This is a genomic window from Acinetobacter gyllenbergii CIP 110306 = MTCC 11365 (genome assembly GCF_000413855.1).
GTDB lineage: Bacteria > Pseudomonadota > Gammaproteobacteria > Pseudomonadales > Moraxellaceae > Acinetobacter > Acinetobacter gyllenbergii.
On the sequence record NZ_ATGG01000014.1, the window covers coordinates 1 to 11941 of the forward strand.

The 11941-nt window shown below is 45.5% G+C and carries 12 protein-coding genes; all 12 read left to right on the plus strand.

Annotated elements, in window-relative coordinates; genetic code table 11:
• The coding region (locus F957_RS10975; protein ID WP_016660329.1) for a 3-oxoacid CoA-transferase subunit A at positions 1-459 on the plus strand (459 nt) is incomplete at its 5' end.
• 2 nt (positions 460-461) lie between these two features.
• Positions 462-1115: a 3-oxoacid CoA-transferase subunit B gene (locus F957_RS10970; RefSeq protein ID WP_016542901.1), complete on the plus strand. Its 654-nt coding sequence runs from the start codon at positions 462-464 to the stop codon at positions 1113-1115.
• Positions 1116-1328: 213 nt separating this feature from the next.
• The gene (gene pcaF / locus F957_RS10965) at positions 1329-2537 is read left to right on the plus strand and encodes a 3-oxoadipyl-CoA thiolase (protein WP_016542902.1); all 1209 of its coding nucleotides are present in this window, start codon (positions 1329-1331) and stop codon (positions 2535-2537) included.
• A gap of 8 nt (positions 2538-2545) precedes the next feature.
• Positions 2546-3895 (plus strand): 3-carboxy-cis,cis-muconate cycloisomerase, encoded by a 1350-nt coding sequence (locus F957_RS10960; RefSeq protein ID WP_016542903.1) that lies wholly within the window; start codon positions 2546-2548, stop codon positions 3893-3895.
• A gap of 4 nt (positions 3896-3899) precedes the next feature.
• A complete protein-coding gene (gene pcaD, locus F957_RS10955; RefSeq protein ID WP_016542904.1) occupies positions 3900-4685 on the plus strand; it encodes a 3-oxoadipate enol-lactonase in 786 nt (261 codons plus the stop codon).
• 41 nt (positions 4686-4726) lie between these two features.
• Positions 4727-6079 (plus strand): 4-hydroxybenzoate transporter PcaK, encoded by a 1353-nt coding sequence (locus F957_RS10950; protein ID WP_016542905.1) that lies wholly within the window; start codon positions 4727-4729, stop codon positions 6077-6079.
• 32 nt (positions 6080-6111) lie between these two features.
• The gene (pcaC, locus tag F957_RS10945; protein WP_016542906.1) at positions 6112-6525 is read left to right on the plus strand and encodes a 4-carboxymuconolactone decarboxylase; all 414 of its coding nucleotides are present in this window, start codon (positions 6112-6114) and stop codon (positions 6523-6525) included.
• A 10-nt stretch (positions 6526-6535) separates the two neighbouring features.
• Positions 6536-7261, plus strand: coding sequence for a protocatechuate 3,4-dioxygenase subunit beta (gene pcaH / locus F957_RS10940; protein ID WP_004806145.1), 726 nt, complete (start codon positions 6536-6538; stop codon positions 7259-7261).
• Positions 7262-7273: 12 nt separating this feature from the next.
• Positions 7274-7903 carry a protocatechuate 3,4-dioxygenase subunit alpha gene (pcaG, locus tag F957_RS10935; RefSeq protein WP_016542907.1) on the plus strand — a complete coding sequence of 210 codons (630 nt, stop codon included), beginning with the start codon at positions 7274-7276 and terminating at the stop codon, positions 7901-7903.
• A gap of 368 nt (positions 7904-8271) precedes the next feature.
• Entirely contained in the window at positions 8272-9111 is an 840-nt protein-coding gene (gene aroD / locus F957_RS10930; protein ID WP_016542908.1) for a type I 3-dehydroquinate dehydratase, read from the plus strand.
• A gap of 21 nt (positions 9112-9132) precedes the next feature.
• Entirely contained in the window at positions 9133-10593 is a 1461-nt protein-coding gene (locus F957_RS10925) for a right-handed parallel beta-helix repeat-containing protein (RefSeq protein WP_016542909.1), read from the plus strand.
• 18 nt (positions 10594-10611) lie between these two features.
• On the plus strand, positions 10612-11940 hold the full coding sequence (locus F957_RS10920) for a carbohydrate porin (protein ID WP_016542910.1): 1329 nt from the start codon (positions 10612-10614) through the stop codon (positions 11938-11940).
• Position 11941 lies beyond the last annotated feature (1 nt).

The following is an 11941-nucleotide window of genomic DNA, read 5'->3' on the forward strand; positions in this document are numbered from 1 at the left end:
TGTTCCTTCCCACGTCAGTCGGATTCATGGGTCTTCGATGAACTGTACCGTGCGGGCAAGATCGAACTGGAATTGGTGCCACAAGGCAATCTGGCGTGTCGTATTCAAGCTGCGGGGATGGGACTCGGTGCTGTGTTTACCCCAACTGGCTTTGGAACACTCCTGGCGGAAGGCAAAGAAACCCGTCATATCGAGGGCAAAGACTATGTACTGGAATATCCGATCAAAGCTGACTTTGCCTTAATCAAAGCTCATCAGGGCGACCGCTGGGGCAATCTGGTCTACAACAAATCTGCACGTAACTTTGGCCCAATCATGGCCATGGCGGCGGATGTCACTATTGCTCAAGTGTCTGAACTGGTCGAACTCGGTCAACTTGATCCTGAACATATCATTACCCCAGGGATTTTTGTACAGCATGTGGTCGCTGTCGATGCAGCCAATGGCGCAGGAGCATAAACATGAGCTATCAAAAACTAAGCCGTGACCAGATTGCTGAACGTGTCGCACAAGATATTCCCGATGGCGCTTATGTCAATTTAGGCATCGGCCTACCAACCAAGATTTCCAATTATCTTCCTGCGGATAAAGATGTATTCCTGCATTCGGAAAATGGTTTACTGGCATTTGGGCCACCACCTGCCAAAGGTGAAGAAGATCCTGAGCTGATCAATGCAGGTAAGGAATATGTGACCATGCTGACCGGCGGTAGCTTTTTCCATCATGGTGATTCCTTTGCCATGATGCGTGGCGGACATTTGGATATTGCGGTATTGGGTGCTTTCCAAGTGGCAGCCAATGGTGATCTGGCCAACTGGCATACTGGTGCAGCAGATGCGATTCCTGCAGTCGGTGGTGCCATGGATTTAGCAGTAGGTGCCAAGAAAGTATTTATCACCACCGATCACAACACCAAGCAAGGTGAACCGAAGATTGTTGAAGCGCTTTCATATCCAGCAACAGGATTGAAATGTGTCGATCGAATTTATACCGACCTGTGTGTGATTGATGTGACTGCTGACGGTTTAAAAGTGATTGAGAAAGTAGACGGTCTGAGCTTTGAGGAATTGCAAGCTTTGACGGGTGCAAAACTGATTGATGCAATTGATCCATAAAACCAGCACTGCCACAAATTATGGTCATGCTCAAAAGCTTTTTGTATAGGCGAGATCTTACTTTTCAAAGATGAAAAGTAACAAAAATCTTTGTTGGACTGATGGTATATCCATATACCACAGTCCAACAGGCGACATCCATGTCGCCGCCGCGAAACACTTAGAGCGAAATTGAGTCTAAATGAGCCAGACATGGATTAAAGGGAAAAACACATGAAAAACGCTTATATCATCGATGCTATCCGTACCCCATTCGGCCGTTATGCGGGCGGATTAGCTCCAGTACGTGCTGATGACTTGGGAGCGATTCCAATTCAGGCTTTGATGCAACGCAACCCAAGCGTCGATTGGCAACACGTCGATGATGTGATCTATGGCTGTGCCAACCAAGCGGGTGAAGACAACCGTAACGTCGGACGTATGTCAGCATTATTGGCAGGTTTACCTTATCAAGTGCCTGCCACCACAGTGAACCGTTTATGTGGTTCATCACTGGATGCGATTGCCATGGCTGCACGTGCCATTAAAGCCAATGAAGCTGATTTAATCATTGCGGGTGGTGTGGAAAGTATGAGCCGTGCGCCCTATGTGATGGGCAAATCGGATAGCGCCTTTGGCCGTAGTCAAAAGATTGAAGATACCACCATGGGCTGGCGTTTTATCAATCCAAAGCTGAAAGAACGGTATGGTGTCGATAGCATGCCGCAAACCGCAGAAAACGTGGCGGAACAGTTCAACATTAATCGTGCCGATCAAGACCAATTTGCCCTTAACAGCCAACAACGTACTGCAACCGCACAAGCCAAAGGTTTCTTCAGTAATGAAATCGTGCCTGTCAGTATTCCACAGCGTAAGGGGGATGTAGTTGTGGTAGAACGTGATGAGCATCCACGTGCATCAACGACTTTGGAAGCCCTAACCAAACTTAAAGGTGTGGTTAAAGCCGAAGGTACCGTCACGGCGGGCAATGCCTCTGGAATTAATGATGGTGCTGCTGCCTTGCTCATTGCTTCGGATCAAGCGGTGGAAAAATATCAATTAAAACCCCGTGCTAAGATTATTGCAGCTACCACAGTTGGTGTTGAACCACGGATTATGGGTTTTGCACCTGCGCCTGCCATCAAGAAATTACTAAAACAGGCCAATCTCACGCTAGAGCAAATGGACGTGATTGAACTAAACGAAGCTTTTGCAGCACAAGCTTTAGCCGTCACTCGTGATTTAGGCTTGAGTGATGATGATGCACGAATTAATCCGAATGGCGGTGCGATTGCTTTAGGGCATCCTTTAGGTGCCTCTGGTGCGCGTCTAGTCACCACAGCCTTGAATCAGCTTGAACAAATCAAAGGTCAGTACGCCCTGTGTTCGATGTGTATTGGTGTTGGTCAGGGTATTGCCTTGATTATTCAACGTGTTGAGTGAGGTCTGTCATGAGCCAGTTATACGCCAGCTTATTTTATCAGCCTGAAGTCACTGCCATTTTTAGTGATCAAGCTTTATTGAGTTATATGATTCAAGCCGAAGTGGCTTTAGCCAAAGCTCAGGCACGGGTCAATGTGATTCCTGCTTCAGCGGCAACGATGATTGAACAGGTCGGCCAAAATGCCGTAACACAAATCGATTTGGATGCGTTGGCTACAGCAGCAGGGCTGGCAGGTAATGTGGCGATTCCATTGGTCAAGCAATTCACTGCTTTGGTGAAACAGCAGGATGAAGATGCTGCTCGCTATGTGCATTGGGGTGCGACCAGTCAAGACATCATTGATACGGCAACGATTTTGCAGAGTCGTGATGCTTTGGCATTGATCGAAAAGCAACTGCAACAGGCCTATCAAACGTCCTTAATGCAAGCCAAGCAATACCGCCATCAGGTCATGATTGGACGGACTTGGTTACAGCAAGCTTTGCCGATTACTTTGGGACATAAATTTGCGCGTTGGGCAGCAGCTTTGAAACGTGATCTTGATCGTCTACAGACAATGAAAAGTCGTGTATTCACTGTGCAGCTCGGTGGTGCAGTAGGCTCACTGGCATCTTTACAAGATCAAGGTTCAGCGGTAGTTGAAGCTTTTGCTGCGCAACTTCATTTAACCGTACCAGAATGTACTTGGCATGGTGAACGCGACCGTATGGTTGAACTTGCCAGTATGCTTGCTTTGATCGTTGGAAATGTTGGCAAGATAGCGAAAGACTGGTCATTGCTGATGCAAACTGAAATCGCAGAAGTTTTTGAACCAGCAGCAAAAGGGCGTGGTGGTTCATCAACCATGCCGCATAAGCGTAATCCTGTTGCCGCAGCCTCAATTCTTGCCGCAGCCAATCGTGTGCCTGCCTTAATGGCGAGTGTCTATCAAAGCATGCTGCAAGAGCATGAGCGTGCTTTGGGTGCATGGCATGCAGAATGGCTGGCAATCCCAGAAATTTTCCAGTTATGTGCGGGTGCTTTAGAACGTAGCTGCGATGTGCTTGAGCATCTGCAAGTCAATGCAGAGGCAATGCAACGCAATCTTGAATGTACACAAGGTTTGATCATGGCCGAAGCGGTAATGATGGCGTTGGCACCAAAGCTTGGGCGTATGAATGCGCATCATCTGGTTGAGCAAGCATGTCAGCAGGCGGTTGCTCAACAGCAGCATTTAAAAATCGTGTTATCCAGCATGGATGAAGTCAACACTCATTTTAATGATCAGGCCTTGGATGAGCTGTTCCAGCCAGCAACTTATCTGGGAAATATTCAGGCGCAAATTGATGCCGTGCTACACGCAGCAAAAGGAGAGTAGGCACATGATCACGCATATCAATAATCGCCAAGGACATCCGCTTGCCGTTCAAGTGCAAGGTCCGAAAGATGCGCCAGTCATTATGTTCTCTAATTCTTTGGGAACTGATCATGGTATGTGGCAGGCGCAAGTGACAGCTTTGGCTGAGCATTATCAGGTCATCACCTATGACACGCGTGGACATGGTGCAAGCGCAGTCATTGCCGATACGACCTTGCAAAACCTAGCAGAAGATGTGATTGATATTCTAGATGCCTTAGCCATTGAAAAAGTTCATTTCTGTGGCATTTCAATGGGCGGGATTACTGCATTGGCTTTAGCGATCTATCATGCAGAACGTTTTCACAGTATTAGCGTGGCAAATTCAGCTGCAAAAATTGGTACTGCCGAAGCGTGGAATAGCCGTGCAGAGAGTGTTGAACAAAACGGCTTGGCCGAAATTGTAAAGACCACGCATACACGTTGGTTTAGTGAATATTTTGATTATGCGCATGATGTTTTAGCGCAAAAGACCATTCAAAGTCTTGCGCTGACACCTGCACAGGGTTATGCCAATGCATGTTGTGCTTTAGCGGATGCTGATGTTCGAGATCAACTGCATCAAATTCAGATTCCAACGTTAATTATTGCAGGGCAGTACGATCCTGTCACAACGGTTCAAGATGCAGAGTTTATGCATCAACTCATTGCAACCAGTCAGCTTGAAATCTTGGCGGCGTCGCATTTATCCAATATTGAACAACCGCAAGTGTTCAATCAGACATTGTCCAAGTTTATTCAAAACATATAACCAGAAGGGTTAGAAAGGAATTCGCCTACAAGGAGGCAACTATGGCACAGGAATTTGCTGCCCAAAAAAACAGTATGGATGCACAGGCACTGATTAATGAGGCACCTGTGAGCAAGTATCAATGGATGATCGCAATTATTTGTTTTTTCATTGTATTTGTCGATGGAATCGATACTGCCGCAATGGGTTTTATTGCACCCGCGTTGGCGCAGGATTGGGGCATTGATCGCTCTCAACTCGGGCCAGTCATGAGTGCTGCACTCGGTGGCATGATCATTGGAGCACTGGTTTCAGGACCAACAGCGGATCGATTTGGACGAAAAATCGTTTTAACCATCTCTATGTTGATTTTTGGTGGTTTTACCTTGGCTTCGGCTTATGCGCCAGACTTAAATAGTTTGGTGGTATTGCGCTTTTTAACAGGTATTGGTTTAGGCGCGGCGATGCCGAATGCGACCACTTTATTTTCAGAATATTGCCCGCAACGGAGTCGCTCTTTACTGGTGACCTGTATGTTCTGTGGCTATAACTTAGGTATGGCAACAGGCGGTTTTATCAGCAGTTGGCTGATTCCGACTTATGGTTGGCATAGTCTGTTTTTATTGGGTGGATGGACGCCATTAATTCTGATGGTGTTGGTGATTTTCTTATTACCTGAGTCCTATCGTTTCCTTATCGTGAAAGGTCAAGACCCTGCAAAAGTCCGCAAAATTTTAAGTCATATTGCTCCTGAAAAAGTTCAAACAGTCGAACATTTCCATATTCCAGAAGAACAGTCTGCTGTTGCAGAAAAGAAAAATGTATTTGGCATGCTGTTCTCCAAACAATATGCCAAAGGCACGATTTTATTGTGGTCGACCTATTTTATGGGCTTGGTGGTGATTTATTTGCTGACCAGCTGGTTACCAACTTTAATGCGTGAAACAGGTGCAACCATGGAGCGCGCTGCGTTTATCGGCGGATTGTTCCAATTCGGTGGCGTACTCAGTGCCTTGTTCATTGGTTGGGCAATGGATCGTTTTAATCCAAATCGCATTATTTCGGGCTTCTATTTTATTGCAGGTTTATTTGCCGTTGCTGTTGGGCAAAGCCTGAGCAATCCAACTTTATTGGCTGTGTTGGTGCTCTGTGCAGGCATTGCCATTAATGGTGCGCAATCGTCTATGCCTGCCTTAAGTGCGCGTTTCTATCCAACCCAATGTCGTGCAACGGGTATTGCGTGGATGACTGGGATTGGCCGTTTCGGTGCCGTGTTTGGTGCATGGATTGGTGCAGTGTTATTGGGCAATGACTGGTCGTTTACCGCCATTCTCAGTTTATTGATGATTCCTGCTACGGCAGCGGCCATCGCAATTTTTGTTAAATCTCTCGTTGCTCATACCGATGCAACCTAAGGCTCATATTTTCAAAATGAGGAGCAACCTTCATGAATGATGATCAACGTTATCAACAAGGACTAAAAGTCCGTACAGAAGTACTGGGTGAAACACATGTCGGCCGCTCTTTAGCGAACCTCAATGATTTCAATCAGGATTTCCAGAATTTTATTAGTCGTTTTGCGTGGGGCGAAGTCTGGTCACGTGAAGGCTTGCCACGTCATACCCGTAGTTTGGTCACGATTGCCATCTTATTGGCTTTGGGTCGTGAAGACGAACTCAGAATGCATTTACGTGCCTGCTTCAATAACGGTGTGACTAAAGATGAATTAAAGGAACTGATTTTACATAGTGCTTTATATGCTGGTTTGCCCGCAGCCAATGCGGCGATGCATATGGCCGAAGAAGTCTTTAAAGAACTTGGCATCGACGTGCAACCCGTTGCAGCACAACCACAGGATTAAGGAGACAGGCATGTTAAAGCATACATTAGGGGCATACCCACAACGTAATACCGATGATCATCCGCCAGCATATACACCTGGTTATAAGACCAGTGTATTACGCTCGCCCAAGAATGCCTTGATCTCAATTAATGAAACCTTGACTGAAGTCACATCACCGCATTTTTCACCAAGTATTTTTGGCCCTAAAGATAATGACTTGATCTTGAATTACGCCAAAGAAGGTCTACCTGTTGGTGAACGTATCATTGTGCATGGATATGTGCGTGATCAGTTTGGTCGTCCTGTGAAAAATGCCTTATTGGAAGTGTGGCAGGCCAATGCATCAGGTCGTTATCGTCATCCAAATGACAAATTTATTGGTGCGATGGACCCTAACTTTGGTGGCTGTGGCCGTACCTTAACCGATGAAAATGGCTTCTATATCTTCCGCACCATTAAACCCGGCCCTTATCCTTGGCGTAACCGGATTAATGAGTGGCGCCCAGCACATATTCATTTCTCCCTGATTGCAGATGGTTGGGCTCAGCGTTTGATTTCGCAGTTCTATTTTGAAGGCGATACCTTGATTGATACTTGCCCGATTTTAAAAACCATTCCATCTGAAGACCAACGTCGTGCCTTGATCGCACTGGAAGATAAAAACAATTTCATTGAAGCAGATAGTCGTTGTTACCGCTTTGATATTCATCTTCGTGGTCGTCGTGCGACTTATTTTGAGAATGATTTGACTTAAGGGAGACATACGATGAATGCATGGAATTTTCAGGAATTGAAGGAAACCCCATCACAAACGGGTGGTCCTTATGTACATATCGGTCTACTACCGCAACAAGCCAATATCGAAGTATTTGAGCATAATTTCAATCACCAGTTAGTCAATGAGCAAACACAAGGGCAACGGATTCGTCTGGAAGGTCAAGTGTTTGACGGGCTGGGTTTGCCATTACGAGATGTATTGCTGGAAATCTGGCAGGCGGATGCCAATGGGGTTTATCCAAGTCAGGCAGACACCCAAGGCAAAACTGCCGATCCACATTTTCTAGGTTGGGGCCGTACAGGGGCTAATTTTGAAACAGGCTTCTGGAGTTTTAATACGGTAAAACCAGGCGCTGTTGCAGACCGTAAAGGCTCAATTCAAGCACCGCATATTGCTGTCGCAGTTTTTGCCCGTGGTATCAATATTGGTTTGCATACCCGTATTTATTTTGAAGATGAAGTGGATGCCAATGCCAATGATCCAATTCTAAACAGCATTGAATGGGCAGTACGTCGCCAGACTTTAATCGCCAAACGCAGTGAAGTGGATGGTGAAGTGGTTTATCGCTTTGATATTCGTATTCAGGGTGATGATGAAACCGTGTTTTTTGATATTTGAGGGTTATGGCTAATAGCGGAGTCTTATTGAGTTCTCATCTTATCTTAGGATAAGCCGTCGGCTCGACCTGAGAAGCGTTTAAAGCTTCGTAAGTATTTCGGGATGAGGAGCGAAGCTACGCAAGGGCAACCATCTTGCGCAGCTAAATCGCTGCTCACCGCAAAACTCGTTCCAGACCAGCACGTCTCGATGCTATCGCAGAAAATGCATTTTATTGGTTTGGTCCTGATTCAGACAGTTGCGGATGACGTCTCCGAGTATCAGATATCACACAAGTGTTTATGTGGAAAACCTATTAAAGAGTTTGAAACACCATACTCTTTGGTTTCCATATCTATAAAGGAACATATTAAAAAAGGAAAATCTTCATGGATAGGAAAAAAATTGCAGCATTCATCTTTGCATTGAGCCCCTTATTGATGGTTCACACAGCACAAGCGCAAGATCATCAACAAAAGCAGGTTGAGTTAGCTGAACTGGCAAAGCTGCCTGTCAAAACTATTGTACCCATCACAGCCAAAACCAAAGAGCAGGCAATTGCTCAGGCAAAAGTGATTGCCGCGAATCCTGATGCTGATCTCGCGGAGTTTCGGATTGATTTACTGAACTTTGCCAATGATAGCAAGCAAGTGATTGCCTTGGGCCAAGAGCTAAAACAGATTCTGGGTGCTAAGCCGATGATTGCCACGATTCGTACTCATAACGAAGGTGGACAGCTAACCATTAGCGATGCAGATTATGGCAAGACCTATCAAGCGTATTTACAGCAGCCATTTATGGACATGCTTGATGTAGAAATGTTCCGTGATCAGCAAGTTGTGAAGAATACGGTCAAATTGGCGCATGCGAAAAAAGTGCTGATTGTGATGTCCAATCATGATTTTCAAAAAACACCACCTGAGGCCGAAATCATCCAGCGCCTACTCAAGCAGGATGAGTTAGGCGCAGATATTCTTAAAATTGCAGTGATGCCGCAAAGCAAACAAGACGTATTTACCCTGATGAATGCGACTTTAAACGTCAGTCAACAATCTAAAAAGCCATTGCTCACTATGTCGATGGGTAAACTCGGGACAATTTCTCGGATTGCCACTGCAAATATGGGTGGCAGTTTCAGTTTTGGCATGATTGGCGAAGCTTCGGCACCGGGTCAGATTGACGTCACGCAACTGAAACAGTTTTTAAAAACGGTTCAACCGACACAATAATTTAAAAAGGATTTTTTAGACATGAAAACAACTTATGTACGTTTAAGTACTTTAGCCATCGCTATGGCCGTTTCGGGTTGGGCAGCAGCAGAAACTTATATCGTCGATCGTTATCAAGATGACAATGATAAAGGTTCTTTACGTTGGGCGATTGAACAAGCCAATCGCAAACCGACAGAAGCCAGTGAGATTCTGATTCAAGCGGTAGGGAAAGCACCCTATGCAATCAAGGTCAACAGTCCATTACCTGAGATCAAAGCACCTGTAAAAATGATCGGTACACAATGGGCGAAGACAGGGGAATTTATTGCGGTTGATGGATCAAATTATATTAAAGGCACTGGGGTCGAAGCCTGCCCAGGTGCAGTCGAAGGACAATTCGGCACCAATGTCCGTACAACCACTTTGCCGGGCATCGTATTACGCGACATCAATGGGGTCACCATCCAAGGTTTGGAAATTCGTCATTTCTGTATTGGGATTTTGATGAATCGTGCCAGCAATAACTTGATTCAAAACAACCGTATCATGCACAACTATGGCGGTGCAGGGGTGATGCTGACTGGAGATGATGGCAAGGGCAATCCAACGGCGACCACCACCAATAACAACAAAGTATTGAACAACTATTTTCAGGACAATGGTGACGGACTTGAACTGACTCGTGGCGCAGCATTTAACTTGGTCGCCAATAACCATTTTATTTCTACAGCAGCAAATCCTGAACCATCACAAGGGATTGAGATTCTGTGGGGCAATGACAATGCCGTGATTGGCAATAAATTTGAAAATTACTCAGATGGTTTACAGATCAACTGGGGTAAGCGCAACTACATTGCCTATAACGAACTGACCAATAACTCCAATGGTTTTAACCTGACTGGTGATGGCAATATTTTTGACGGTAATAAAGTACATGGCAATCGGGTGGGAATCGCGATCCGCTCTGAAAAAGATGCCAATGCCCACATTACTCTGACCAAAAACTTAATCTGGAATAATGGCAAAGACATTAAACGTTGTGAGGCGGGTGGAAGTTGTGTACCGAATCAACGCGTCGGCGCGATTATCTTCGATATTCCGGGTTTAGAGCATGCACATTTCGTCGGTTCACGTGGTCATGGGGTCAAGATTGATCCTGCCAATTTGCAAAAAACCTGCAACACACCCGATGAGCAAGGCTGTAATGCTCAACCCAACCAGAATATTCAGGCACCGAAATTAAGCTTGTCCAAAGGACAAATAGCAGTGGAAGTCAAAGGCCAGCCGAACCAGCGTTATCAGGTCGAGTTTTTTGGCAACACATCAGTAAATTCAAATGAAGCAGAGCTTTATTTAGGTTCAGCAGTTGCTGCAACCAATGCACAAGGAACCGCAATGCTGACTTGGAAACCAACAATCCAAGTGGCTTCAGTGACAGCAACGATCACTGACCGTGTAGGTGCAACATCTGAACTCAGTTCAGCTGTAAAACTGAAATAAACGGCAAGGAGGCCGAATATGAAGTCGAATGCATTATTGCTCAAACTGAGCTGTCTAGCAGTTGCTGTATGTGCTGCTCAATCTAGTTTTGCTGATCAACCATGGTCACAGGATCGTCAATGGTTACTGGGTGATTGGAATGGTCAGCGTCAGCAATTGGAAAAAGAAGGCTATAAATTTACTGCCTCGATCATGAGTCAAAGTGCCACCAACTTGGATGGAGGCTATAACGATGACAATGCCTTTAAAAATGCTGCACAACTGTCGTTAGGTGCCAATTTCGATTTAGAGAAAATTGCGGGCTGGAATGATACCAGTGCCAGCCTTTTAATCACCAAACGTGATGGTAATGCCTTAACCTTGGATCGAATTAAAGATCCGCGTTCTAGCGCACTCGGCAATTCACAGGAAATCTATGGTCGCGGCAAAATCTGGCGTTTGAGTCAGGCATGGGTGAAAAAGGGCTTTGTGGATAATACGGTGCAGTTCAAGATTGGTCGTATGGGCATGTCAGAAGATTTTAATGGCTCACAATGTGAATTTCAGAACCTGTTACTGTGTGGTGGTCAGCTTGGGAAGTCGATTGGTTCAATTTGGTATAACTTGCCTGTTGGATTATGGGGTGCCAATGTTAAATATCAATTTGCACCTGAATGGACGTTAGGTGTCGGTGTCTACGAAGTTAATCCAGATAATATTAAAACTGATCGCAATCGTGATGGGTTTAATCTGGATATGGACCATGTCAAAGGTGCGACTATTCCTGTCGAACTGGCATGGCGACCAAAACTTGCAGCCTTTAATGGCTTATCAGGCGAATATAAAATCGGTGCATTGTATTCAACAGCCCAAGCCAATGATATTGCGACCGTGGGCAAGGTACATGATGGTAAACATAGTTTCTGGCTCAATGCACAACAACAACTGAGTCAAACAGGCAATGATCCAAAGCGTGGCTTGTACGTCAGTTTCAATGCCGTAATTAATGATAAAGCCACCACAGCAGTTCAAAGTACGCAGCAATTAGCTCTCTGGTACAAAGGACCTTTTGATGGTCGTCCAAATGACTCAATTGGTTTTGGTATTGCCAATTATCTCGTCAATGATCGTTATAAAGATCGTCAAATTGCACTCAATGAAACTCGCGGTTATCAGCAATACGATGCGCTTGCTGCAGATTATGTACCCGTTCAGCGTGATGAGCTCAATGTTGAGCTGAATTACACCTATCAGTGGTCACCTGCGGTGATGTTGAGACCGAACTTGCAATATATCCATCAACCTGCGGGTGTTAAAGAGGTCGATGATGCATGGGTTGCAGGCCTGAGCATGCGCGTGAATTTCTAAT

Coding starts and splice junctions, on each gene's coding strand:
- aroD (WP_016542908.1), top strand. CDS start 8,272: ATGGATAGGAAAAAAATTGCAGCATTCATCTTTGCATTGAGCCCCTTA.
- F957_RS10925 (WP_016542909.1), top strand. CDS start 9,133: ATGAAAACAACTTATGTACGTTTAAGTACTTTAGCCATCGCTATGGCC.
- F957_RS10960 (WP_016542903.1), top strand. CDS start 2,546: ATGAGCCAGTTATACGCCAGCTTATTTTATCAGCCTGAAGTCACTGCC.
- F957_RS10920 (WP_016542910.1), top strand. CDS start 10,612: ATGAAGTCGAATGCATTATTGCTCAAACTGAGCTGTCTAGCAGTTGCT.
- pcaC (WP_016542906.1), top strand. CDS start 6,112: ATGAATGATGATCAACGTTATCAACAAGGACTAAAAGTCCGTACAGAA.
- F957_RS10950 (WP_016542905.1), top strand. CDS start 4,727: ATGGCACAGGAATTTGCTGCCCAAAAAAACAGTATGGATGCACAGGCA.
- pcaD (WP_016542904.1), top strand. CDS start 3,900: ATGATCACGCATATCAATAATCGCCAAGGACATCCGCTTGCCGTTCAA.
- pcaH (WP_004806145.1), top strand. CDS start 6,536: ATGTTAAAGCATACATTAGGGGCATACCCACAACGTAATACCGATGAT.
- pcaG (WP_016542907.1), top strand. CDS start 7,274: ATGAATGCATGGAATTTTCAGGAATTGAAGGAAACCCCATCACAAACG.
- F957_RS10970 (WP_016542901.1), top strand. CDS start 462: ATGAGCTATCAAAAACTAAGCCGTGACCAGATTGCTGAACGTGTCGCA.
- pcaF (WP_016542902.1), top strand. CDS start 1,329: ATGAAAAACGCTTATATCATCGATGCTATCCGTACCCCATTCGGCCGT.